Here is a 25,051-nt window from a genome sequence, read left to right as displayed (position 1 = left end):
CAAGGGCCGCGCTCACTCATTGCCCAGCTCCTGGCACAACGCCTGCGCGTAGGCCGGACCGTTTCGCATCTGCGCATAGGCCGCATAGTGCTGCCGATAGCGTTCGCTGTAGACGTCGGGCAACGGCCGCGCGCGAGACAGCTGCGCCATGCCGGATGCGCGCCACACCTCGACCTGCGCCCGCACCTGGGCGCGCGTGACCTCGCCCCGCGCCTGGCGCGCGGCGTATGCCTCGCGCGTCGAGTCCGGCAGTTCGCATTCGCCCGCCAGCGCCGTCGGCGCGCGTGGGCTGGCCGCTGGCTGCGCCGCCGCCACCGGCATCGCGACCGCCAGGCCGGCCACCAATATGGCGGCCCACGCCGCCCGATTCGATCGCTGCATGAGCGCTCCCAGGCGTCCACCCCGCGCCGCCAACCGGCGCGGCGGGGAACAGGAGCAGTCTAGGCAACGCGTTGCGACAGAATCCGCACGGGAAGATTAGTTTTCTGTAATGTTGCGGTCCGCGATCCAGAATCCGATGGTGATGACGCCACCCTCGGAACACGCGAACGGCCTGCCGCCATGCATGCGCGCGATGGCCGCAACGATGGCCAGGCCCAACCCATGGTGGTTGGCATCGAACACGCGCGCGGTTTCCATGCGATAGAAGCGGTAGAACAGCCGCGGCAGATGCTCCTGGCCGATGGGATCACCGTGATTGCGCACCGCGATGCGGATGCCTTCATCACCACGATCGATCAGCAGGTCGATGCGCGTGCCGCGGTGCGCATAGCGCACGGCGTTGGACACCAGGTTGGATACCGCTCGCTGCAGCAGCGGCCGGTCGACATGCGCCGCGGCTTCGCCCGATACCGCGAACGACAGATCGGCATCCATGGCCTCGGCCTCGTGGTAGTCCGCCACCTCCGACAGCACCTGCGCCAGGCTTGCCGTCCAGCTGCCGCGCGCCTGCGCGCCGCGGTCCGCCTGCGACAGGAACAGCATGTCGTTGACGATGCCCGACAGGCGCTGCAATTCCTCCAGGTTCGATCCCAGGATATCGCGCAGCACCGCCTCCGGCCGCTTGCCGCTGAGCGCCAGCTCGGTCTCGCCGATCAGCGTGGCCAGCGGCGTGCGCAATTCGTGCGCGACGTCGGCGTTGAACCCCTCCATCTGCACGTAGGCCCGCTCCAGCCGCTGCAGCACGGCGTTGAACTGGTGCACCAATGGCCGGATCTCTTCGGCCTGTTGGCTTTCGTCGAGCCGCTCGCCGATGCGGTCGGGCGAAAGGCGGGCAGCCTGCCGGCCCAGTTCGTCGATCGGCGCCAGCGCCCGCCGCACCAATCGCGTGCCAATCGCCGACACGACGATGGCGCCGGCCAAGGCGCAGGCGAGCAGCGTCCACGCCAGGGCCGCGCGCAGATGCAGGTCCGACGTGATGTCCAGCACCAGTTCGGCATTCGTCGAACCGCCCGGCGATCCGGGCACCGGCAACGCGAAATTGATATGGCGGCCATGGCCGGCCTCGCCATCGCCCGGCCCGCCATAGACCACCCTGGCGCCATCGATCTCCAGCGCCAGCGAAAAATCGGGCCGGCCGTAGAAGAAGTCCTCGAGCTTGTGGCGCAGCGAGGCCGAATCGCCCTTGGCCGCGTTCTCCTCGACCAGGTGCCTGATCACCTCCATCTTCTGCGCCAGCAGCGCTTCCTGGCGGATCGACAGATTGCGGTTGGTGGCCCAATAGACCGCGACGCACACCAGCCCCAGGCCGGCGAACGTCAGGATCGCCAGCCAGCGCGTGAGCCAGCGGCGCAATGATCTGGGGCGCGGCGCCGGCATCAGTCGTCCCGCGTTTCCAGCACGTAGCCCATGCCGCGCACGGTGTGCAGCAGCTTCTTCTCGAAGGGGTCGTCGACCTTGCCGCGCAGGCGCCGCACCGCCACTTCCACCACATTGGTATTGCTGTTGAAATTGATGTCCCAGACCTGCTCGGCCAGTTCCAGCCGCGACAGCACTTCGCCCTGCTTGCGCATCAGCAGCGCCAGCAAGGTGAATTCCTTGGCCGTCAGGTCCAGCCGCGTGCCGGCGCGGTAGGCGCGCCGGCGCAGCAGGTCGAGTTCCAGGTCGCCGATGCGCAGCACGTTCTGGCCGCCGGCCTCGGCCACGTTGTGGCCGCTGCGGCGTCCCAGCGCCAGCACCCGCGCCAGCAGTTCGGACAGGGCGAACGGCTTGGCCAGGTAATCGTCGGCGCCGTCACGCAGGCCCTTGACGCGGTCCTCCAGCTTGTCGCGCGCGGTCAGCATCAGCACCGGCACGCGGTCGGTCTTGCGCAGTTCGTGCAGGACGGAAAAGCCATCCATGCCCGGCAGCATCACGTCCAGCAGGATCAGGTCGTACTGGCTTTCGCGCGCCAGGTGCAGGCCGCTGACGCCGTCCATCGCCACATCGACCACATAGCTGTGTTCGGTCAGCGCGCGGCGCAGGTACTCAGCGAGTTTTTTTTCGTCTTCAATGACCAGTATTTTCATGGGGCCCCGAATGGAAAGAGGGACGAACCGCGACGCGTCGCCACCCTATTCTACGTGCGCGACGGCGGGCAACGGCGTCCGCCGTCCTGGCGCCAGGGCGCGGGACGGCGGGTCGCGGTCGGCGGTCGCCTGGCCGGCTCTGCCGCCGATGGCGGCAGGCAAGGGCAAGGGTCCGATCAACCCGGCGTGTAGATCGCGTCCAGGCGGGCGCGCTCGGCTGGCGTCATCGCCTCGACTTCCGCCAGCGCATCGGCGCGGGTGCGCGACGTGCCCTGCTTGGCCCAGCCCGGCTTGGCCAGGTTGTTGTAGGTCAGGAAGAACCACTGCCGCTTGTCGGCCTTGGCGGCGGCCAGTTCGTTGGCCACCTGTTCGCCGGTCTTGCCACCGGTGGCGTGATCCGGCGCGATGCTGTAGCCGATCTCGGTATTGGTCTGGTGCCAGGTGCTGTTGGCGCTGGCCAGGGCCGGCACGGCCAGGGCGCCGCACAGGGCGAGGGTGGTGACAATGCGTTGCTTCATGAGGGTCTCCCAGTTTCAGTGACTTGCCGGGGCGGCTGGAGCGCCGCGCCTGCACGCTTCTGTCAAGCGGTGAAGACACTTTAAGGACGCGACCGCGTCAATTCGCCAACACGCCGATTACGAATTCGTAAGGCGCGCGAACCTTACGGAAATGTCATTTTTCTGTCGAGGATCTGACGAGGACCGTTGGATAGAGTGCCCACCAATGCCTGCCTCAGCCCGAGTCCGTGGCGCTCTCCCTTGGTTGACCTCATGCGTTTATCCCCGATACCGCTCGCCCTGGCGGCGGCCCTGTGCCTCACGCCGGCCTGGGCCCAGCCCGGCCCCGCCAGTCCCACGCCTTCCCCGCGCGCCATGCCGGCGGGCCAGGTTTTGACGCTGGAACAGGCGCTGGCGACCGCCTATGAACGCAGCCCGCTGCTGGCGGCCGCCCGCAACGAAGCCGCGTCCAGCGAAGGCCAGCTCACACAGGCCGGCGTCATTCCGAATCCCAGCATCGAGGTCGGCATCGACGACAACCGCCGCACCACGCGCACCACCACCACGACCTTGAGCATGCCGGTGGAACTGGGCGGCAAGCGCGCCGCGCGCGTCAAGGCCGCCGGCCTGGCGCGCGACATTGCCCAGCGCGACCTGTCGAGCGCGCGCGCCGACCTGCGCGCCGCCGTCATCGCCGCCTTCTTCGACGTGGCGGTGGCGCAGGAAACCGTGCGCGTGTCGCAGGGCGCCGTGGAGATCGCGCAGAGCGCCCTGCGCCTGGCCGAACGGCGCGTCGCGGCCGGCAAGGCGCCGCCGCTGGAAAGCAGCAAGGCCCGCGTCGAACTGGCCAACTCGCGCATCGAGGCGCGCGCGGCCGACAGCGCGCTGCAGGCCGCGCGCCGCAAGCTGGGGCAACTGTGGGGCGCGCCGCAGCCGGATTTCGCGCAGGTCGGCGCCGACCTGGGCACGCTGCCGCGGCGCGAAGCCATCGACGACCTGCGGGCCGCGCTGGCCACGTCGCCGCGCATGGAGGCGGGGCGCCTCTCGGTCGAAATGGGCCGGGCGCAGCTGGAAGTCGAGAAAAGCAAGCGCTATCCGGACATCACCCTGAGCGCCGGCGTCGCCCGCGACAACGAGCAGGGCCGCAACAAGGCGCAGTTCGGCGTGGCGATCCCGCTGCCGCTGTTCGACCGCAACCAGGGCAACGTCTACTCGGCCACGATGCAGTCGTACAAGGCGCAGGACATGTACCGCGAGCTGGAATCGCGCCTGACCGCCGACCTGCTGCAATCCGTATCGCAATTCGACCTGGCCGCCAACTCGGCGCGCGAGTACCGCGCCACCGTGCTGCCCGGCGCCGCCGAAGCCTACGACAGCGCCCGCAAAGGCTTCGAGGCCGGCAAGGTGAGCTTCCTGGAAGTGCTGGACGCGCAACGCACCCTGTCGCAAGGAAACATCGGCTACCTGAACGTCCTGGCCAGCGCCTATCAGGCTTCGGCGGACATCGATCGCATTCTCGGACGTTGAACCCTACCTTCCCCATGACCATGCATACCGCGCTTTCCGCCTTTACCCGTCCGGCGCTGGCCGTCGCCCTGTCCGCCGCCTGCCTGCTGGCGCTGGCCCTGCCAGGGCCGGCCCTGGCCGATGCCGGGCACGGCCAGGCCCCCGCCGGCTCCGATACGCGCGTTGCCGCCGACAGCACGGCCACGCCGCAAGACCATGATGAAGACAAGATCACGCTGAGTCCCGAGCAGATCCAGGCCGCCGATCTCGGGATCGAAACGGCCGGTCCCGCGCGCCTGGAGACGGCGGCGCAATTTCCCGGCGAGATCAAATTCAACGCCGACCGCACCGCGCACGTGGTGCCGCGGCTGGCCGGTGTGGTGCAGGAGGTGTCGGCGGACCTGGGCCAGCAGGTCCGGAAGGGCGATCTGCTGGCGGCGCTGTCGAGCACCGCGCTGTCGGAACTGCGCAGCGAATGGCTGGCCGCCAGCAAGCGCCGCGACCTGGCCGCCGCCACGCACCAGCGCGAACTCAAGCTGTGGCGCGAAAAGGTATCCGCCGAGCAGGACTACCAGCAGGCCCGCACCGCGCTGCAGGAGGCGCAGATCGCGGTGCAGAACGCCGCGCAGAAGCTGGCGGCCATTGGCGCGCCGCCGCAGTCCAAGGACCTGAGCCGGCTGGAGATCCGCGCGCCGTTCGATGGCGTGGTGGTCGAAAAACACATCGCCCTGGGCGAGGCGCTGGCCGACACCGCCAGCATCTTCACGCTGTCGGACCTGCGCACCGTCTGGGCCGAGTTCGTGATCGCGCCCAAGGACCTGCAGGACGTGCGCGTGGGCGAAACCGCCAGCGTCGCCTCGGCGGCCTTCTCCGGCCAGGCCCGCGGCAAGGTGTCGTACATCGGCTCGCTGCTTGGCCAGCAGACCCGCACGGCCACGGCCCGGGTCACGCTCGACAACCCCGACATGGCCTGGCGTCCGGGGCTGTTCGTCTCCGTCAACGTGGTCACCAGCAGCGCCGACGTGCCGGTGGCGGTGGCGGCCGACGCGGTCCAGACGGTCGAGAACGAATCGGTGGTGTACGTCGAAGCGCCGGGCGGCTTCCTGGCGCAGCCGGTCAAGCTCGGCCGCGCCTCCGGCGAGCAGGTCGAAGTGCTGTCGGGCCTGGCCGCCGGCACCCGCTATGTCGCGCGCAACGCCTTCGTGCTGAAGGCCGAGCAGGGCAAGGCCAGCGCCAGCCACGCGCACTGAGCCGGAGCATCCAGACATGTTCGAACGCCTGATCCGCTTCGCCATCGAGCAACGGTGGCTGGTCCTTTTCGTCACCCTGAGCGTTGCCGCCATCGGGGTCTACAACTACACCCGGCTGGCCATCGACGCCGTGCCGGACATCACCAATGTGCAGGTGCAGATCAACGTCGGCGCGCCCGGCTATTCGCCGCTCGAAACCGAACAGCGGATCACCTATCCGATCGAGACCGTCATGGCCGGCCTGCCCGGGTTGCAGCAGACGCGCTCGCTGTCGCGCTACGGCCTGTCGCAGGTGACGGTGATCTTCAAGGACGGCACCGACATCTATTTCGCGCGCCAGCTGGTCAACCAGCGGCTGCAGGAGGCCAAGGAAAGCCTGCCCGAGGGCATCACGCCGACCATGGGCCCGATCTCCACCGGCCTGGGCGAGATCTACCTGTGGACAGTGGAGGCCGAGCCAGGCGCGAAGAAGGACGACGGCAGCCCCTACACTCCCACGGACCTGCGCGAAATCCAGGACTGGGTCATCAAGCCGCAGCTGCGCAACATCACCGGCGTCACCGAGATCAACTCGATCGGCGGCTTCGCCAAGGAATACCAGGTGGCGCCCAACACCGAGCGGCTCGCGTCCTATGGCCTGTCCCTGACCGACATCATGGCGGCGCTGGACCGCAACAACGCCAACGTCGGCGCCGGCTACATCGAGCGCAAGGGCGAGCAGTACCTGATCCGCGCGCCGGGCCAGGTGCGCTCCATCGACGACATCTGCGACGTGGTGCTGACCGCCGTCGACGGCCAGGCCATCCGCATCCGCGACGTGGCCGACGTCAGCATCGGCCGCGAACTGCGCACCGGCGCCGCCACCGACAACGGCCAGGAAGTGGTGCTGGGCACGGTGTTCATGCTGATCGGCGAAAACAGCCGCTCGGTGTCGCAGGCGGTGTCGGCGCGCATCGACGCCATCAACAAGACCCTGCCGCCCGGCATCAAGGCCGTCACCGTGTACGACCGCAGCAACCTGATCGACAAGGCCATCGCCACGGTCAAGAAAAACCTGCTGGAAGGCGCGACCCTGGTGATCGTGATTCTGTTCCTGTTCCTGGGCAACATCCGCGCCGCGCTGATCACCGCCATGGTGATCCCGCTGTCGATGCTGTTCACCTTCACCGGCATGGTCACGTACAAGGTCAGCGCCAACCTGATGAGCCTGGGCGCGCTGGACTTCGGCATCATCGTCGACGGCGCCGTGGTGATCGTCGAGAACTGCGTGCGGCGCCTGAGCCACGCGCAGGAACACCAGGGCCGGCCCCTGAGCCGCAGCGAGCGCTTTCACGAGGTGTTCGCCGCCGCGCGCGAAGCTCGCCGGCCGCTGCTATTCGGCCAGCTCATCATCATGGTGGTGTACCTGCCGATCTTCGCGTTGACGGGGGTCGAAGGACGCATGTTCCACCCCATGGCGCTGACCGTGGTGCTGGCGCTGCTGGGCGCGATGATCCTGTCCGTCACCTTCGTGCCGGCGGCGGTGGCGCTGTTCATCGGCAAGAAGGTGTCGGAAAAGGAGAACCGCCTGATGCTGTGGGCCAAGCGCCGCTACGCGCCGCTGCTGGACCTGGCGCTGCGCCGCACGCCGCTGGTGCTGGCCGGCGCCACCCTGTTCGTGGCGCTGTGCGGCGTGATCGCCTCGCGCATGGGCAGCGAGTTCATCCCCAACCTGAACGAAGGCGACATCGCCATCCAGGCGCTGCGCATTCCCGGCACCAGCCTGAGCCAGTCGCTGGAGATGCAGAAGCAGCTGGAAACCCGGCTGAAGCAGAAATTCCCCGAGATCGAGCGCGTCTTCGCCCGCACCGGCACCGCCGAGATCGCCTCCGACCCGATGCCGCCCAACATCTCCGACGGCTACATCATGCTCAAGCCCAAGGATCAATGGCCCGCCCCGCGCAAGACCCAGGCCGAGCTGCTGCGCGCGATCCAGGAAGAGGCGGCGCAGATGCCGGGCAACAACTATGAGTTCTCGCAACCGATCCAGCTGCGCTTCAACGAATTGATCTCCGGCGTGCGCAGCGACGTGGCCGTCAAGATCTTCGGCGACGACAACGACGTGCTGAACCGCTCCGCCGCCGAGGTCGCGCAGGTACTGCAGGCCATTCCCGGCGCCTCCGAAGTCAAAATCGAGCAGACCACCGGCCTGCCGGTGCTGACGGTCAACATCGACCGCGCCCGCGCCGCCCGCTACGGCTTGAGCCTGGCCGACGTGCAGGACACCCTGGGCATTGCCATCGGCGGCCGCGAAGCCGGCACCTTCTTCCAGGGCGACCGCCGCTTCGACATCGTGGTGCGTCTTCCGGAAGCCGTGCGCGAGAGCATCCCGGCGCTGCGCAAGCTGCCCATCGCCCTGCCCAGGAGCGAGGGACAGGCGCAGACCGCCTACATCCCGCTGTCCGAGGTGGCCAGCTTCGACCTGGCGCCCGGCCCCAACCAGATCTCGCGCGAGGACGGCAAGCGCCGCATCGTCGTCAGCGCCAACGTGCGCGGCCGCGACCTGGGCTCCTTCGTGGCCGACGCCGAGGCGGCGCTGGCCGAGAAGATCAAGGTCCCGGCCGGCTACTGGACCGCCTGGGGCGGCACCTTCGAACAGCTGCAGTCCGCGGCCCAGCGCCTGCGAATCGTGGTGCCGGCGGCGCTGCTGCTGGTGTTCGGCTTGCTGTTCGCCATGTTCGGCAACATCAAGGACGGCCTGATCGTGTTCACCGGCATTCCCTTCGCGCTGACCGGCGGCGTCATCTCGCTGTGGCTGCGCGGCATTCCGCTGTCGATCACCGCGGCGGTGGGCTTCATCGCGCTGTGCGGCGTGGCGGTGCTGAACGGCCTGGTGCTGCTGTCGTTCATCAGCTCGCTGCGCGAGTCCGGCAAGCCGCTCGACCAGGCGGTGCGCGAAGGCGCCCTGACGCGCCTGCGGCCGGTGCTGATGACCGCGCTGGTGGCCTCGCTCGGCTTCGTCCCCATGGCGATCGCCACCGGCACCGGCGCCGAGGTGCAGCGGCCGCTGGCCACGGTGGTCATCGGCGGCATCATCTCCTCGACCATCCTGACGCTGCTGGTGCTGCCGGCGCTGTACCGGCTGATGCACCGCAAGGATGCCGAGGAGGCGGAGCTGGCGGAAAGCGAAGCGCAACGCCAGGAACGGCCCGCCGCCGGATGAACCGACGGGGTCATGCCCACGGCCTCGACCCTTGCGCAAATGTAATGTCGCCGTCCGGAAGCTGTCGAAGACGGCCCAATAAAGTGGCGAAACGCCGGCGCTTCACGGCCTGCGTGGCCCGTCAGCTCCACCTGAAAGTACCCAGACAATGCGTCCCTATCCTGATCTGCCGACCTTGCCACGGACCCCGCCGCGTCCGGTGCAGGTCTCCATCATCATTCCCTTCCTGAACGAACGCGAGGTACTGCCCCTGTGCCACGCGCGGCTGCGGCAGGTGCTGGACGCCCTGGGCGAACCCTGGGAAATCGTGTTCGTCGACGACGGCAGCCAGGACGGCAGCGCCGAATACCTGGCGGGCCTCATGGCGCGCGAGCCCGGGCTGAAGCTGGTGCGCCTGAGCCGCAACTTCGGCAAAGAGGCCGCCATGACGGCGGGCCTGGAGCATGCCACGGGCGCGGCCGTTATCCTGCTGGACGCCGACCTGCAGGACCCGCCGGAACTGATCCCGGACATGGTGCGGGCCTGGCGCGAGGGCGCCGACGTGGTCTGCATGCGGCGCCGCAGCCGCGCGGGCGAAAGCTGGCTCAAGCGCGCCTCGGCCTATGCCTACTACCGGCTGCTCAGCCGCCTGAGCCGGGCCGCGATCCCGCCGGACACCGGCGATTTCCGCCTGATGAGCCGGCGCGCGGTCGACGCGCTGCTGCGGCTGCCCGAGAGATGCCGCTACATGAAGGGCCTGTACGCCTGGATCGGCATGCCCACCCGCGTCATCGACTACGACCGCGCTCCCCGCGCCGCCGGCGCCACCAAGTGGAACTATTTCGCGCTGCTGCGGCTGGCAATGGAAGGCATCACCTCGTTCTCCACCGCGCCGCTGCGCTGGGCCACGGCCGCCGGCGTGACGGCCGCCTTGCTCGGCGCGCTGTTTGGCCTGGCCATCATCTTCAAGACACTCATCTTCGGCGATCCCGTCGAGGGCTATCCCTCGCTGATGGCCATGATCACTTTCCTGAGCGGCATTCAGCTGATCACCATCGGCCTGCTGGGCGAATACATGGGCAAGACCTACATGGAAGCCAAGCAGCGGCCCGTCTACCTTGTGAGCGAGGTGCAGCACAGCGCCGCGGCGGTCCTGCCGCTGGCCGACACCGGCAAGGGTCCGCATGCGGTTAACTTCTAGGGGCCTGCTGCTGGGTCTGGGCGTCATCCTGGCGTTGCGGCTGCTGGCAATGACGCTGATGCCGCTGGCCGACACCTCCGAGCCGCGCTATGCCGAAATCGCCCGCCTGATGGCGGCAAGCGGCGACTGGATCACGCCCTGGTTCGAGCCGGGCGTGCCATTCTGGGGCAAGCCGCCGCTCGCGTTCTGGGCGCCGGCGCTGTCGATCCGGCTGCTCGGCCTGTCGGAACTGGCGGTGCGCCTGCCATCGTGGCTGGCCATGCTGGGCGTGCTGGCGCTGGTGCATGCGTGCGGCCGCCGCCTGCACGGCGAACAGGCGGCGCGCTGGGCCACGCTGCTGTTCGCCACCATGCTGCTGCCGTTCGCCAGCGCCGGCGCGGTGCTGACCGACGCGTTCCTGGCGCTGGGCATCACGCTGTCGATGGTCTCCTTCCTGCTGGCGCCACGCGAGCCCCGCCCATGGTGGCGTTATGGATTCTTTGCAGGCCTGACGATCGGCCTGCTGTCCAAGGGGCCGCTGGCGGTGGTGCTGACGGCCGCCGCGATCGTGCCGTGGATGCTGTGGCACCGCAATGGACGCGCACAGCTGCAAGCCCTGCCCTGGGCCAGCGGCATCGCCCTGACGCTGATGCTGGCGCTGCCCTGGTACATCGCCGCCGAACTCAAGACGCCAGGCTTCCTGCGCTACTTCATCATCGGTGAACACTTCCTGCGCTTCGTCGATCCGGGCTGGCAGGGCGACCGCTACGGCTCGGCCCACCAACGGCCTTACGGCGCCATCTGGCTGGACTGGCTGCTGGCGACCCTGCCATGGGGCTTGGTCTGGCTTGGCCTGTTGCTGTGGCCGCGTCGCCAAGCGCCGCTACGCCGGCGCGTGCCGACGGCCTTGCGCGACCCAGCCACGACCTACCTGCTGGCCTGGGCGCTGGCCACGCCGGCCTTCTTCACGCTGTCGGGCAACATCCTGTGGACCTATGTGCTGCCGGCGCTGCCGCCGGTGGCGCTGGCGCTCGGCAACCAGGCCAGCCAGTGGCGCGCGGCGCGCCCGGGCAGGCTGCTGCTGGCGGGCATGGCGCTGGCGCCGGCCGCCGCGCTGGCGCTGGCGCTGCTGGCATGGGCCCGGCCGGTTCACTACAAGACGGAGAAGCAGCTGGTGCAACAGGCCGAAGCCGCCATGCGGGAAGGCGACAGGCTTTACTTCGTCGACAGCCGCCCGTTCTCGGCCCGCTACTATTCGCGCGATACCGCCGGTCTGATCGAGCCCGCCGACCTGGCCGCCGTGCTGCCGGAACCCGGCCAGCGGGTTTTCCTGGCGGTCCCCAAGGACGAGGCTGGCAGCTTGCTGGCGGGCTGGCACGGCACGGTAACGCCCCTGTACTCGAGCCGGCGCTACACCTTGCTGCGGGTGGCGGGCGCCACTGTGCGCTGAAGCGCCAGCGTCTCAGCGCGGGCCGCGCAGCCGCATCAGGCTGAGGATCTCGAACAGGATCTGCGCCCCCGCATGCGCCGTGTTGGCGGTGGCGTCATACGACGGCGCCACTTCCACCAGGTCGCCGCCAACGATGTCCAGGCCCGCCAGCCCGCGCAGCATGGCCTGGGCCTCGCGCACCGTCACGCCGCCAACCTCGGGCGTGCCGGTGCCGGGCGCGAAAGCGGGATCCAGGCAATCGATGTCGAACGACACATACACGGGCGCGTCGCCGACGATGGCTCGCGCCTGGGCGATGATGGCGTCCACCCCAAGCCGCGGAATGTCCTCCGCATGGATCACGGTCATGCCGGATTCATACGAGAACTCCCACAGGTATTCGGCCGATCCACGGATGCCGATCTGGATCGTGCGCGTCGGGTCGAGCACGCCTTCCAGCACCGCCTGGCGGAATGGCCCGCCGTGATGGAAGCGGCTGCCGTCGAAGGGGCCGCCGGTGTCGCAATGCGCATCGAAATGCACCAGCGCCACGGGTTGCCGGGCGCCCAGCGCCCGCAGGATGGGCAGTGTCACGGAATGGTCGCCGCCCACCGAGAGCGGCGCGACGCCGGCTGCCACGAGTTTCTCGTAGGCCGCGTGGATGTCCTCGTGCGACTGTTCCAGGCTGTAGCGACTGCGCATCGGCACGTCGCCGATGTCGGCCACGCGCAGCTCGCGCACCGGCGCGCACTTGAGCACATGGTTGTAGGGGCCGACCCGCTCGATGGCGCGCAACGCGCGCGGCCCGAAGCGACAGCCGCTGCGGTTGCTGGCGCCCAGATCCATCGGCACGCCGAGCAGCGCCACCTGCAGGTCGCCGAAATCCGGTTGGGTCCAGTCGACCTGCCGCGCCGGCGCGTCGAGCAATGTCGGCATGCCGGCATAGGGCGCGCTGCGGGTGCCGCTGTCGTCGATGACGTTGGCCGCCACCGCGCGAAAGTGCGGATCGTGGATGACGGCCTCGTTGGCTCCGCCAAACCGGGCACGCAGCGCGGCCAGTTTCTCGGGGGTGAAACTCATGGGGTGCTCCTGGAAGATGAATCGCCGTGAACCGGCGCCGCCGCCTGTCCGATCAGGCTGACGATGATGAAACTGACGGCGCTGACGGCCAGGCTGGCGTAGATCGGCGTGTTGGCCGCCAGGCCGTCGCGGATCATGAAGCCGATCGCCGTGGCGCAGCCCAGCAGCATGCTGGCGATCGCGCCGGCGGTCGTTCCACGGCGCCACCAGATGGCGCCCAGGATCGGCACCAGCATGCCGCCGACCAGCAGGTTGTAGGCGCAGGTCAACGCGTCCAGCACGTCGTCGACCACCAGCGCGATGCCGAGCGTGGCCAGGCCGACCAGCAGCGTCATCAGGCGATGGCTGCGCACGTGGGTAAAGCCGCGGCCGCCGCGCAAGGCCGGCAGCAGGTCCTCGGCCAGCACGGTGGAAGACGCCAGCATCGCCGCGCTGGCGGTGGACATCATCGCCGCCAGCGCCGCCGCGATCACCAGGCCGCGAATGCCAGCCGGCAACTCGGCCTGGACGATGGCGGCAAAGGCGTTGTTGACGTTGTCCAGGTCGGGCAGCAAGACCCTGGCGGTCATGCCGATCAGCGCGCCCACCAGGCCATAGACGATGCAATACAGCCCCGCCGCAGCGCCCGCCAGTCTCGCCACCCGCTCGCTGCGGGCAGTGAATACGCGTTGCCAGATGTCCTGGCCGATCAGGATGCCGAAGAAATAGATCAGGAAGTACGTCACGATGGTGGGCCAGCCGATCGCGGTCGGCTCGAAGCTGGCCGCCGGCAGTTTCGCCACCAGTTGGTCCCAACCGCCGACCCGCGACAGACAGATCGGCAGCAGCACGGCCATCAGGCCAACGGTCTTGATCAGGAACTGCACGATGTCGGTCAGGGTCAGCGACCACATGCCGCCCACCGCCGAATACACCACCACCACGCCACCGCCCACCAGGATCGCCAGCCAGAAGGGCATGTCGAACAGCACCTGCATCACCGTGCCGGTCGCGATCACCGAGGTCGCGGCCAGCATCAGCGCATAGGCCATCATCACCAGCGCGCTGACATGCCGGGTGCGCGCGCTGTAGCGGAACTCCAGGATCTGCGTCACGGTGAAGATGCGCAGCTTCAGCAGCGGCCGGGCCAGGAACACGTTGAGCACGATGATGCCCAGGCCCAGCATGGCGCACAGCCAGAAGCCGGAGATGCCATGCACATACCCCAGCCGCACCGTGCCGACGGTGCTGGCGCCGCCCAGCACCGTGGCCGCCATGGTGCCCATGTAGAAGGCCGGCCCCAGATTGCGGCCCGCCACCAGGAAATCCTCGTGCGTCCGGGCCTGCCGCATCCCATACCACCCCAGCAACAGCATCGCGGCCAGGTAGGCCACGACTACACCGATGTCCAGAACCATGTTCTTCCCCTTGTTTCGTCACGTGCGGCACGGGCCATCGAGCGCCGCCGGCAAAACAGCTATTGAAATAGAAGTGAATCTGGAAAATGCATCCTTCCAGACCCCGGTTCGCGCGCTTGCCGGCGCCAGCGCCGGCCTTGCATCGAATCGACAACCCGGGTGGAATAATAGAAATCCGGGCTTTTTCCATCCATGCCTAGTTCGGAAAATTCACATCGATACTCATCGATGTTTTGTCGGTGATTACCCTATGCTCTCGAACGTTTCCGACCTCGACCTGCGCCTGATCCGCGTCTTCCTCACCATCGTCGACGCCGGCGGCGTCTCCGCCGCGCAGGCGCTGCTGGGGGTGGGCCAGTCCACCATCAGCAGCCAACTGGCCACGCTGGAGACCCGCCTGGGTTTCACCCTGTGCGAACGCGGCCGCGGCGGCTTTCGCCTGAGCGCCAAGGGGCAGCGCTTCGACAAGCTGGCGCGGCGCGCGCTGGCCTCGCTGGACGACTTCAGCGCGCAGGCGCGCAACATGCACCGGCAACTGGTCGGCAACCTCACGTTGGGCCTGATCGGCAACGCCACCATGGCGCAGAACGCGCGCATCGGCCACGCCATCGAGAAATTCCGCCGGCGCGACGAAGCGGTGCGCCTGTCGGTGCTGATCCGCAGCCCGCGCGAACTGGAGGAACTGATCCTGAAAGACGAAATGCAGGTGGCCATCGGCTATTTCCTGCACCGCGTGCCGATGCTGGACTACACGCCGCTGTTCCAGGAAAGGCAGGTCGCCTACTGCGGCGCCAGCCATCCGCTGGCGGCGCGCGCCGGCCGCGTCACCGAAGCGGACATCGCCGACGCCGACTGGACCTGGCGCACCTATCCGCTGCCGGAATCGTCGTTCGCCGGCCGCCCGCGTCACATCACCTCGGAAGCCGACAACATGGAGGCCGCGCTGATCCTGATCCTGTCGGGCGCGCACCTGGGCTACCTGCCCGAGCACTACGCCGCGCCGTACGTGACGGCCGGCCTGCTGCACGCGCTGGATGCCGACGCCTATCACTACGACGTCGAAATCAGCATGGTGGCCAAGCGGCGCAGCCACCTGGATGACATCGCCGCGGCCTTCCTCGAAGACATGCGCGCGGCGCTGCTGGCTGCGCCGGACGCCACGCCGTGATATACCTGTGCCGCGCGCGGCGCCCGTCCACGGGCCTTGCGCGCCGCATACCAGGAGCCCGCATGTCCACTACCGCCACCCTGAATTCCGCCGCCGGCGCGCCGCGCCGCATGACCGTCCCGGCGTTTCGCGCCCGCAAGCGCGCCGAACCCCTGGTCATGCTCACCGCCTACACCGCGCGCATGGCCGAACTGCTGGATCCGCACTGCGACGCGCTGCTGGTGGGCGACAGCCTGGCGCAGACCATCTACGGCCTGCCGTCCACCGTGCCCGTCACGCTGGACATGATGATCGCGCACGGCGCCGCGGTGGTGCGCGGCGCGCGCCAGGCCCTGGTGCTGGTCGACATGCCGTTCGGCAGCTACGAGGAAAGCCCGGAGCAGGCCTTCCGTTCGGCCGCCCGCGTCCTGAAGGAAACCGGCGCCAGCGCCGTCAAGCTGGAAGGCGGCCAGGCCATGGCGCCGGCGATCGCCTATCTGTCGACGCGTGGCATTCCGGTCATGGCGCACATCGGCCTGACGCCGCAGGCGGTCAACATCCTTGGCGGCTATGGCGCCCGCGGCCGGGGCGATGCCGAATACGCCCGCATCGCCGCCGACGCCACGGCGGTTGCCGAGGCCGGCGCCTTCGCCGTGGTGATCGAAGGCGTGGTCGAGCCGCTGGCGCTGGCCATCACCGAGGCCATCGCCTGCCCCACGATCGGCATCGGCGCCTCCGCCGGCTGCGACGGCCAGGTGCTGGTGGTGGACGACATGCTCGGCATGTTCGAGCGCACCGCCCGCTTCGTCAAACGCTACGACACCCTGGCCGACCGCATCCAGGCGGCCGCGCGCGATTACGCCGCCGACGTGCGCGCGCGCCGCTTTCCCGAGTCGCGGCACCTGTACGGCTGAATCCGGCCCGCGCGCTTTTATCGCTAGAATCAAGCCATGCCTGTTTCCCGCGCCCGCCGCCTGCCATGAATCCGCCCCGCCACGACACGCCCCAATTGCAGGACGCCATCGCCGATGCGATCAGCACCGCCACGCGCGGCGCGGGACGCGTCAACATCCTGGTGGCCGGCAAGACCGGCGTGGGCAAGAGCACGCTCATCAACGCCGTGTTCCGCGGCGAGCTGGCCAAGACAGGCGCCGGCAAGCCGGTCACCCAGACCACGCAGGAATTCTCGCGGCCCGGCCACCCCCTGACCATCATCGACACCCGTGGCCTGGAAGTGGGCGACTACGCCCACTCACGCCAGCAATTGGCCGACCTGATCCGCGAACGCTCCGCCGCGGATGACCAGGACCGGCACCTGCACGCCGCCTGGCTGTGCATCCAGGACAGCGGCCACCGCGTCGAAGACGCCGAAATCGAGCTGAGCGCCCTGCTGGCCGACGCCGGCATCCCGGTTATCGTCGTGCTCACCAAGGCGCGCAAGAACAGTCCTTTCCTGGAACAGGCCCGCGCCCTGTTGCCGCGCGCGCGCCAGGTGGTGGCGGTACGCGCGCTGCCCGAACGCATCGAGGAACTGGACGCGGACCTGCCGCCGATGGGACTGGACGCGCTGATCGAAGCCACCGCCCAGTACATCCCCGAATCACAGCAACGCGCTTATGCCAATGCGCTATCGACCCGCAACCAGAAAGCCCTGGAAGTAAAAAAAAAGCGGGCTGAAATAGAAGTGAACATCGCGGCCGGACTGGCCGCGTCCGCCGCCGCCGCGCCGATTCCATTTTCCGATGCGGTGGCGCTGGTGCCGATCCAGGTCGGCATGATCGCCAAGATCGGCATCACCTTCGGCATGGAGCTGAACACCGCCGCCATCAGCACGCTCGTCACTTCCTCGCTGGGCGCGTCGGCGGCCACGCTGGTCGGGCGTTCGGTGGTGTCGGGCCTGCTCAAGTTCATCCCCGGCGCCGGCAGCGCCGTGGGCGGCACCATCGCCGCCACCACCGCCGGCGCCATCACCAAGCTGCTGGGCAACGCCTATGTCGCGGTGCTGTACGACTTCTGCCAGAAGCATCCGGGCCAGGATCTCGACATCCCGATGATCACCCAGGCCTTGAAGCAGCGCATGAAACCGTGACAGCCCGCGCGCGGCGCGCCACGTCCCGCGTCAGTCCCTGAGCAGCGCCTGCGTGTCGCGGGCCGCCCGGACGGTGGTCTGGCGGGCACGCACCAATCCGAACAGATCCTTCGGATCGGCCAGTTGCGGCGCCACTTCGACGCGCGTGCCGATGCCGTGCTTGAGCGCGCTGTCGCGCAGCCAGCGCAGCGCCGAAAAATCCTCCAGCGCAAAGCCGACCGAGTCGAACAGGGTGACGTCGCGGGCATCGCCACGCCCGGCGCACTGGCCCGTCAGCACGCGCCACAGTTCGGTCACGGCGAAGTCCGCCGGCATCTGCTGCAGATCGCCTTCGATGCGGGTCTGCGGCTCGTACTCGACGAACACCGGTCCGGCGCGCACCACATCCGCGTGCAGCTCGGTCTTGCCGGGGCAATCGCCACCCACCGCATTGATGTGCATGCCCGGCTCGATCATATCGGCCGTCAGGATGGTGGCGTAGGCCTTGTCGGCCGTGACGGTGGTCACGATATCGGTTCCCGCGACGGCCGCGGCAATGCTGTCGAAACGACGCAGGCGCAGCCCCGCCACGCCCGCCAGGTTGCGTGCCAGCTTGTCGGTGGCGGCGCCGTCAACGTCATACAGATGCAGGGTGTCGATACCCAGGATGTGATGGAATGCCAGGGCCTGGAACTCGCTTTGCGCGCCATTGCCGATCAAGGCCATGCGGCGCGATCCCGGACGCGCCAGGGCGCGCGCGGCCAGGGCGGAGGTGGCGGCGGTCCGCAGCGCGGTGGTCAACGTCAGTTCGCTGATCAGCAGCGGTTCGCCGGTGCTGACCCGCGCCAGCGCGCCAAAGGCCATCACCGTGCTCAGCCCGGCCAGCGGATTGCCCGGATGGCCATTGACGTACTTGAAACTGTAGAGCTCGTGGTCGGCGGTGGGCATCAGTTCGATCACGCCGGTCGCCGAGTGGCTGGCGACGCGCGCGCTCTTGTCGAACTCCTGCCAGCGCAGGAAATCGGCCAGCAGATAATCCAGCAGGTCTTCGAATACCTTGCGCGGGCCCTGCGCGGCCACGATTTTCGCGACGTCGGTGGTGGTGAGCAGTGTCGTCATTATTTTCCCCTGATGTATCGGTAGGGAAATTCTGGCCGATGGGCCGGTCAATGCCTAGCGTCCACTTTCCACACAAAACGCGGCGAACTTGCCATTCTGGCAACGGCCGATGCCACTTGTCGCAATCCGGCCGCGGCGCCGCCGGATCCAGGCTGCCCGGATATAGAAATATGCATGGCGCCCATGCCTGCGCGTTATGCATGGCGGACGCGATTTCCTGCCGCAATGCGGCAAATACGTCGACATATCAAGCGCTTGGCGCGATGCCGCGGCCCCCGCGAGCCGCTTCGCGGCCGCCGCCGCCGGGTTTGTCGTTTCCCGCCCGCACATGCATGCTTGAGCCTGCGACGACGCGTCGGGACGGCTTCCGGCGCGCCCGCGCGCCCCCATAACGCACACACCGCCCGCATGCAGCATGCCCTGAGCGGACCTGGAGATCGATATCGTGAGCAATGCATCCCCCGCCCGCAAGATGGGCCTGGCCGTCGCCCAGATGGGCGCCGTCAATCTTGCCGACAGCCGCCAGGCCGTGGTCAAGCGCCTGGTCGAGATGCTGCGGGAGGCCGCCGGCCGCAAGGCCGAATTCGTGGTGTTCCCCGAACTGGCGCTGACCACGTTCTTTCCGCGCTATTGGATGGACGACGCCGAGGCGGTCGAGCGATTCTTCGAGAAATCCATGCCCAACGCCGACGTGCAGCCGCTGTTCGACACGGCCCGGGAACTGGGCGTGGGCTTTTACCTGGGCTATGCCGAACTCACCCCCGAAGGCCGCCAGTTCAACAGCGCCATCCTGGTCGACCGCAACGCCCGCATCATCGGCAAATACCGCAAGATCCACCTGCCAGGCCATTCCGACCACAAGCCCGACGCCCCCTTCCAGCATCTGGAGAAGAAATTCTTCGAAGTCGGCGACCTGGGATTCGGTGTCTGGGAAATGGACCGCACCCGGATCGGCATGTGCCTGTGCAACGACCGCCGCTGGCCCGAAACCTACCGCGTCATGTCGCTGCAGAGCGCCGAGCTGATCGTGCTGGGCTACAACACGCCGTCACTCAATATCCATTGGGACGAGCCCGCGCACCTGCGCACCACCACGCACGAAATCGTGCTGCAGGCCAGCGCTTACCAGAACGCGGTCTGGATCGGCGCCGCGGCCAAGTGCGGCCACGAGGACGGCCATCACATGATCGGCAGTTCCATGATCGTGGCGCCGTCCGGTGAAATCGTGGCCCGCGCCAGCAGCGAGGAAGACGAAGTCATTACCGCCCGCATCGACCTCGGCCTGGGCCAGGCCTTCCGCGACCACGTCTTCAATTTCGCCAAGCACCGCAGCCCGCAGCATTACCGGCTGATCGTCGAACGCACCGGCGCCGGCGATCCCCTGCCCACGGCCCGGCCGGATTGACCGCCGTGGCGGCCGGCCCTAATCCTGCCCGGTCCCGGACCGCAGTTCGGCCGGCAGGTATTCGCGCATGACCTCGATGAAGCGGCGCAGGCGGGCCGGCTGCAATCGCGAAGGCGCATAGATCAGGTAGACGGGCAGGGGCGCGGCGCGCCAGGCCGGCGCCAGCTGCACCAGCCGCCCGCTGGCCAGTTCATCCCGCAAGGCCCACGCCGACGCGATGCCCACGCCCAGGCCCAGCAGCGCCGCGCGGCGCAAGGCATACAGCCCATCGGTGGACAGGCGCGGCTGGATCTCGAAGCGGGACACCTCGCCGGTCTCCACGTGGGTCAGGCTCACCTCGTTGCGGTAGAACGTGCGCAGCGCCAGCCATGGCAGGCGCGCCAGTTCCGACGGATGCTCGGGCACGGGTCCGCCGTCCAGCAATGACGGCGCCGCCATCACGCTGCGCGGCACCTCGCCCAGCTTGAGCGCGACCACGGAAGGGTCCTGCACCGCCCCGACCTTGATCGCGCAATCGATATTCTCCGCGATGAAATCCGGCACGCGGTCATGCAGCAGCCATTCGACCCGCATGCGGGGATACTGGCGCAGGTATTGCGCCAAGGGCTCGACGAACTGGTTCTGGCCGAACGCGTGCGGCGCCACCACGCGCAGCGTGCCCGCCAGTTCCTCGCCAGCCCCGCGCACGTCATTCTCGAACGACTGCCAGGTCGCCAGCAGCTCCCGGGCACGCTCGTAGCAGCGCTGGCCATCCTCCGTCAGGCGGATGGCGTGGGTCGAGCGCTGCAACAGCCGCACCCCAAGGGTGCGCTCCAGCAGCTGCAACCGACGGCTGACGGTCGGTTGCGTGCCGCCGAGCTGCAGCGCGGCGGCCGACAGACTGCCGGCCTCCACGATGCGCACGAAGGTTTCGATCAACAACATGCGGTCGGTGCCGGTCGCGACGGCAAGGGCAGGGGTGCTCATACGCGTATCGTATAACGGATCTACCCCCAAGCCGGCTACCCAAGGCCGCTCGGTGCGCTCAGAATCTGCGCCATACGCACATGACGGTGCGCCATTCTGAACGGATTCCCCCCATGACCTTCGATACCCGGGCGCACGCCGCCCCCGCTTTCCACGAGCTTTCCGCGCGGCTGGTGCTGCTGCTGGCGATAGGCGCCGGCCTCGCGGTCGCGTCCCTCTATTACAACCAGCCGATGCTTGGCATCCTCGGCGCGGACCTGCGCGCCGGCGCCGGCGAACTGGGCTGGATTCCCACGCTGACTCAGCTCGGTTATGCGTTTGGCATATTGACGCTGGCGCCGCTGGGAGACCGCTATGACCGCAAGCGCATCGTCCTCATCAAGGCGGGCGCCCTCAGCGCCGCCTTGATGCTGGCCGCGCTGGCGCAGGACATCGGCGTACTGCTGGCCGCCAGCTTCGCCATCGGCCTGTCCGCCACCCTGGCGCAGGACATCGTCCCCGCGGCCGCCACGCTGGCGCCGGCCGCCCACCGCGGCCGCATCGTGGGCACGGTGATGACGGGACTGCTGCTGGGCATCCTGCTGTCGCGCGTCGTCAGCGGGTTCGTCGCCGAACAGTTCGGTTGGCGCGCAATGTTCCTGGTCGCGGCGCTCTCGATTCTGGCGCTGGGCGCGGCCTTGTGGCGCGGCCTGCCGACGTTCGCGCCGACCACCGCGCTGCCTTACGTCGAATTGCTGCGCTCGCTGCCCCGACTCTGGCGCCAGCATGGCGAACTGCGCCGCGCCGCGCTCGCGCAGGGACTGCTGTCGCTCGGCTTCAGCGCCTTCTGGTCGACCCTGGCGGTGATGCTGCACGGCGCGCCGTTCCACCTGGGCGCCGCCGCCGCCGGAGCCTTTGGCCTGGCGGGCGCGGCGGGCGCATTGGCCGCGCCCCTGGCAGGCCGCTACGCCGACCGGCGCGGCCCCAACGCCGTCAGCCGCCTGGGCGCCGCGCTCACCGCGGTTTCGTTCGCGGCCATGGCACTGCTGCCGCTGCTGTCGACGCAAGCCGCGCTGTGGCTGATCGCCGCCAGCGCCATCGGCTTCGACCTCGGCATCCAGGTGGCGCTGATCGCGCACCAGAGCATCGTCTACGGCATCGATCCCGGCGCCCGCAGCCGGCTCAACGCGGTGCTGATGGTCAGCGTGTTCATCGGCATGGCCGCCGGCGGGGCGCTGGGCAGCCTGGCGCTGGCACACTGGGGCTGGATCGGTGTCACGGTGGTCGCCACGACCGCGGCGGTCGGCGCGTTGCTGCTACGCGTGTGGTCCGCCCGGCGCCCGCGCCGTGACCGTGCCGGTTGCCCGGCCTGAGGTTGCCGCTGCGCGGTGGGTCGTCCGGCCCGCCGCGCTCGCGCCCCCCGCCGTGCGAAGGCCGCCTCGGGAAAACACGGGTGAAAATCCTGGCGATCTGATTTATGCTCAAAAAAAACATAAGTCGCCTTTTTTTTAATCCATAAATGCTCATATTGAGCATTTATACGCTATGGACCTTCGCCATGACCGCCGATCCCACGCATTTCGTCGAATTCGACCTGCCCGGCGCCGGCCAGCCCGGCATCGTCGGCCAGGCCTGGACCCGGGTGCCCGCCCCCCTTTCCGCCGCCGAACGCGCCGAGGCGGCAAGCCGCATCGGTGCGCTGCTGGCCCGCGAGAACGCCGTGCTGGTGGCGCATTACTACGTCGATGCCGACATCCAGGAACTGGCCGAAGCCACCGGCGGCTGCGTCGGCGACTCGCTGGAAATGGCCCGTTTCGGCCGCGACCACCCCGCCGGGACGCTGGTCGTGGCGGGCGTGCGCTTCATGGGCGACACCGCCAAGATCCTCAGCCCCGGCAAGCGCGTGCTGATGCCGGATCTCGCGGCCAGTTGCTCGCTCGACCTGGGCTGTCCCGCGCCGGACTTCGCGGCCTGGTGCGACGCGCATCCCGACCGTACCGTGGTGGTCTACGCCAACACCAGCGCCGCGGTGAAAGCGCGCGCCGATTGGGTCGTCACCTCGTCGATCGCGCTGGACCTGGTCGCCGACCTGCATGCGCGCGGCGAGAAGATCCTGTGGGCGCCCGACAGGCACCTGGGCCACTATGTGCAGCAACAGACCGGCGCCGACATGTTGCTGTGGCAGGGCGCATGCCTGGTGCACGACGAATTCAAGGGCGCCGAGCTGGCGCTGATGCGCGCCCAGTACCCCGATGCGCGCGTGCTGGCGCATCCCGAATCGCCTTCCCCGGTATTGGCGCAGGCCGACGTGATCGGCTCCACCACCCAGCTGATCGAGGCCGCGCGGACACTGGATACGCGGCGCCTGATCGTCGCCACCGACCAGGGCATCCTGCACAAGATGCGCCAACGGGCGCCCGGCAAGCATTTCCTGGCGGCGCCCACCGCGGGAGACAGCGCCACCTGCAAGAGCTGCGCCCAGTGTCCCTGGATGGCGATGAACGGACTGGCCGGTGTCGCGCACGTCCTGGAGCACGGCATCAACGAGATCGAGCTGGACCCGGCGCTGGCCCGGCGCGCCAAAGCGCCGATCGATCGCATGCTGGACTTTGCCCAGGCGCGCAAGCGTGCGGTGCGGGCCAGCGGCGACCTGGCGCGCGATGGCGCGCTGTTCCAGCGGGTCGGCCCGGCCTGAAGCGCGTGGCCATCGGCTTTTCCTGCGAGGTCCCGTCATGCATTTCGACGTCATCATCGTCGGCAGCGGTCTGGCCGGCATGGCCGCCGCGCTCGAACTGGCGCCGCACCGGCAGGTTGCGCTGGTCAGCAAGGGCGCGCTGCATGCCGGCGCCAGCCCGCACGCGCAGGGCGGCATTGCCGCGCCGCTGGGGCCGGGCGACAGCGTGGCCGCGCACCTGCGCGACACGCTGGATGCCGGTGCCGGCCTGTGCGACGCGGCGGCCGCGCGCGCCATCCTCGACCAGGCGCGCGCGGCCATCGCCTGGTTGCAGGCGCAAGGCGTGGCGTTCACGACCGAGGGCCAGGCGCTGCACCTGACCCGCGAGGGCGGCCACGGCCAACGCCGTATCGCGCATGCGGCCGACGCCACCGGCCGCGCCATCATGACGGCGCTGGGCGAGCAGGTGACCCGGCTTGCCGCCATCACGGTGCTGGAGCGCCACTGCGCCGTCGATCTGCTGTTGGACGCGCCCGGCGGCCGCTGCCGCGGCGTGCGCCTGCTGGACCTGGACCGGCGCCTGCGCCGCGAGGTCTCCGCCGACCAGGTGGTGATCGCCAGCGGCGGCGCCGGCCAGGTCTACGCCACCACCACCGCGCCATCCGGCGCCACCGGCGACGGCATCGCCATCGCCGCGCGCGCCGGCGCCCGCACCGCCAACCTGGCGTTCATGCAGTTCCATCCCACCGGCCTGCATCACCCGCTCGCCGACGGCTTCCTGGTCTCCGAAGCCGTGCGCGGCGAGGGCGGACGGCTGTGCCTGCCAGACGGCAGCCGCTTCATGCCGGCCTACGATCCCCGCGCCGAACTGGCCCCGCGCGACATCGTCGCGCGCGCCATCCATGCCGAAATGCGGCGCCACGCGCTCGACTGCGTCTACCTGGATATCAGCCACCGCCCGCGCGCTTTCCTGCTGGCGCACTTTCCCGCCATCCACGCGCACTGCCTGGCGCTGGGACTGGACATCGCCACCACGCCCATTCCCGTGGCGCCGACCGCCCACTACACCTGCGGCGGCATCGCCACCGACACCCGCGGCCGCAGCAGCGTGGCCGGCCTGTACGCGGTGGGCGAAGCGGCCTGCACCGGCCTGCACGGCGCCAATCGACTGGCCAGCAATTCACTGCTGGAATGCGTCGTCACGGGCCGCGCCGCGGCCCGCGACATCCTGGCGCGCCCCGCAAGGATACGGGTCGGCACCCCGGCCTGCGCGGTGCCGGCCCGCGACACATCGGCGGCAGCCTTCGCCACCCCGCTGCGGCAATCGCTGCGCGCCTTGATGACCCTCGAAGCGGGGATCGTGCGCAGCGATGCCTCGCTGCGGCGCGCCGCCGACCACATCGCCGCCTTGCGCCGCGCGCTCGATGCCCGCGACCATCTCGACGACAGCCTGGAAGGACTGGAACTGCGCAATCTGGCCCTGGTCGCCGATTTGACGGTACGCGACGCGCGCGATCGCCGCGAAAGCCGCGGCGCGCATTTCAACCAGGACTGGCCTGACCGTTCGGCCCTACCCGCAAGCCCTGCAATGCCGCCCCGCAATCATCGGCCGTGACGATTGCGACACTGCCCTCGCGCCGTGGTCAACGGGGCGAGGGCAGCGTGG

The 25,051-nt window shown here is 69.0% G+C and carries 20 protein-coding genes; 12 read left to right on the top strand and 8 right to left on the bottom strand.

The window, feature by feature from the left end; translation table 11 throughout:
- Positions 1-12: 12 nt before the first annotated feature.
- From DK459_RS28790 to DK459_RS28775, 4 genes are all read right to left on the bottom strand, one after another.
- Positions 13-381 carry a hypothetical protein gene (locus tag DK459_RS28790; protein ID WP_227740117.1) on the bottom strand — a complete coding sequence of 123 codons (369 nt, stop codon included), beginning with the start codon at positions 379-381 and terminating at the stop codon, positions 13-15.
- Between the two features lie 96 nt (positions 382-477).
- Positions 478-1,818 (bottom strand): heavy metal sensor histidine kinase, encoded by a 1,341-nt coding sequence (locus DK459_RS28785; protein ID WP_024067476.1) that lies wholly within the window; start codon positions 1,816-1,818, stop codon positions 478-480.
- The gene (locus DK459_RS28780) at positions 1,818-2,507 is read right to left on the bottom strand and encodes a heavy metal response regulator transcription factor (protein ID WP_020925543.1); all 690 of its coding nucleotides are present in this window, start codon (positions 2,505-2,507) and stop codon (positions 1,818-1,820) included. Before DK459_RS28780 ends, DK459_RS28785 begins: the two co-directional genes overlap by 1 nt.
- 176 nt (positions 2,508-2,683) lie before the next feature.
- Positions 2,684-3,025 (bottom strand): DUF4148 domain-containing protein, encoded by a 342-nt coding sequence (locus DK459_RS28775; protein ID WP_006387256.1) that lies wholly within the window; start codon positions 3,023-3,025, stop codon positions 2,684-2,686.
- 252 nt (positions 3,026-3,277) lie between these two features.
- Here DK459_RS28775 and DK459_RS28770 point away from each other — a divergent pair, with 252 nt between their 5' ends.
- The 5 genes from DK459_RS28770 to DK459_RS28750 all read left to right on the top strand — a co-directional run bounded on the left by DK459_RS28770 (position 3,278) and on the right by DK459_RS28750 (position 11,571).
- Positions 3,278-4,531, top strand: a complete 1,254-nt coding sequence (locus tag DK459_RS28770) for a TolC family protein (protein ID WP_054473341.1) — start codon at positions 3,278-3,280, stop codon at positions 4,529-4,531.
- 14 nt (positions 4,532-4,545) lie between these two features.
- Positions 4,546-5,760 (top strand): efflux RND transporter periplasmic adaptor subunit, encoded by a 1,215-nt coding sequence (locus tag DK459_RS28765; RefSeq protein WP_024067474.1) that lies wholly within the window; start codon positions 4,546-4,548, stop codon positions 5,758-5,760.
- Positions 5,761-5,776: 16 nt separating this feature from the next.
- On the top strand, positions 5,777-8,962 hold the full coding sequence (locus DK459_RS28760) for a CusA/CzcA family heavy metal efflux RND transporter (RefSeq protein ID WP_024067473.1): 3,186 nt from the start codon (positions 5,777-5,779) through the stop codon (positions 8,960-8,962).
- Between the two features lie 148 nt (positions 8,963-9,110).
- Positions 9,111-10,142: a glycosyltransferase family 2 protein gene (locus DK459_RS28755; RefSeq protein ID WP_006387251.1), complete on the top strand. Its 1,032-nt coding sequence runs from the start codon at positions 9,111-9,113 to the stop codon at positions 10,140-10,142.
- The gene (locus tag DK459_RS28750; RefSeq protein WP_024067472.1) at positions 10,126-11,571 is read left to right on the top strand and encodes a glycosyltransferase family 39 protein; all 1,446 of its coding nucleotides are present in this window, start codon (positions 10,126-10,128) and stop codon (positions 11,569-11,571) included. The genes DK459_RS28755 and DK459_RS28750 overlap by 17 nt, the downstream gene beginning before the upstream one ends.
- A gap of 12 nt (positions 11,572-11,583) precedes the next feature.
- Here the strand turns inward: DK459_RS28750 and speB are convergent, their stop codons facing one another.
- Positions 11,584-12,630 (bottom strand): agmatinase, encoded by a 1,047-nt coding sequence (gene speB, locus DK459_RS28745; protein ID WP_024067471.1) that lies wholly within the window; start codon positions 12,628-12,630, stop codon positions 11,584-11,586.
- Positions 12,627-14,027, bottom strand: coding sequence for a sodium:solute symporter (locus DK459_RS28740; RefSeq protein WP_110135214.1), 1,401 nt, complete (start codon positions 14,025-14,027; stop codon positions 12,627-12,629). Before DK459_RS28740 ends, speB begins: the two co-directional genes overlap by 4 nt.
- Positions 14,028-14,277: 250 nt before the next feature.
- Here DK459_RS28740 and DK459_RS28735 point away from each other — a divergent pair, with 250 nt between their 5' ends.
- The 3 genes from DK459_RS28735 (at position 14,278) to DK459_RS28725 (ending at position 17,263) form a co-directional block, all read left to right on the top strand.
- Positions 14,278-15,195 (top strand): LysR family transcriptional regulator, encoded by a 918-nt coding sequence (locus DK459_RS28735; protein ID WP_006387247.1) that lies wholly within the window; start codon positions 14,278-14,280, stop codon positions 15,193-15,195.
- Positions 15,196-15,257: 62 nt separating this feature from the next.
- Positions 15,258-16,088 (top strand): 3-methyl-2-oxobutanoate hydroxymethyltransferase, encoded by an 831-nt coding sequence (gene panB, locus DK459_RS28730; RefSeq protein WP_070543088.1) that lies wholly within the window; start codon positions 15,258-15,260, stop codon positions 16,086-16,088.
- 65 nt (positions 16,089-16,153) lie between these two features.
- Positions 16,154-17,263 carry a YcjF family protein gene (locus DK459_RS28725; protein ID WP_026383683.1) on the top strand — a complete coding sequence of 370 codons (1,110 nt, stop codon included), beginning with the start codon at positions 16,154-16,156 and terminating at the stop codon, positions 17,261-17,263.
- 30 nt (positions 17,264-17,293) lie between these two features.
- Here DK459_RS28725 and DK459_RS28720 read toward each other — a convergent pair whose 3' ends face one another.
- Entirely contained in the window at positions 17,294-18,361 is a 1,068-nt protein-coding gene (locus tag DK459_RS28720) for an ornithine cyclodeaminase (RefSeq protein ID WP_070543090.1), read from the bottom strand.
- Positions 18,362-18,833: 472 nt separating this feature from the next.
- On the opposite strand from DK459_RS28720, the gene DK459_RS28715 reads away from it, so the two are divergent.
- Entirely contained in the window at positions 18,834-19,766 is a 933-nt protein-coding gene (locus DK459_RS28715) for an N-carbamoyl-D-amino-acid hydrolase (protein ID WP_172561415.1), read from the top strand.
- Between the two features lie 18 nt (positions 19,767-19,784).
- On the opposite strand, the gene DK459_RS28710 is transcribed toward DK459_RS28715, so the two are convergent.
- Complete coding sequence (locus DK459_RS28710; protein WP_049055319.1) at positions 19,785-20,732, bottom strand: LysR family transcriptional regulator; 948 nt, start codon at positions 20,730-20,732, stop codon at positions 19,785-19,787.
- A gap of 113 nt (positions 20,733-20,845) precedes the next feature.
- Between DK459_RS28710 and DK459_RS28705 the strand changes: the two genes are divergently transcribed.
- The 3 genes from DK459_RS28705 to nadB all read left to right on the top strand — a co-directional run bounded on the left by DK459_RS28705 (position 20,846) and on the right by nadB (position 25,000).
- Complete coding sequence (locus DK459_RS28705; RefSeq protein WP_070543091.1) at positions 20,846-22,084, top strand: MFS transporter; 1,239 nt, start codon at positions 20,846-20,848, stop codon at positions 22,082-22,084.
- Between the two features lie 185 nt (positions 22,085-22,269).
- A complete protein-coding gene (gene nadA, locus DK459_RS28700; RefSeq protein ID WP_045952905.1) occupies positions 22,270-23,406 on the top strand; it encodes a quinolinate synthase NadA in 1,137 nt (378 codons plus the stop codon).
- Positions 23,407-23,443: 37 nt separating this feature from the next.
- Entirely contained in the window at positions 23,444-25,000 is a 1,557-nt protein-coding gene (gene nadB, locus DK459_RS28695) for an L-aspartate oxidase (protein ID WP_110059135.1), read from the top strand.
- The last annotated feature ends 51 nt before the right edge of the window (positions 25,001-25,051 follow it).

Origin of the sequence: Achromobacter sp. RW408 (assembly GCF_003184165.1) — a bacterium.
Lineage (GTDB): Bacteria > Pseudomonadota > Gammaproteobacteria > Burkholderiales > Burkholderiaceae_B > Achromobacter > Achromobacter xylosoxidans.
The sequence above is the reverse complement of the archived record's forward strand: the minus strand, read 5'-3'. Positions and strand labels throughout refer to the sequence as shown.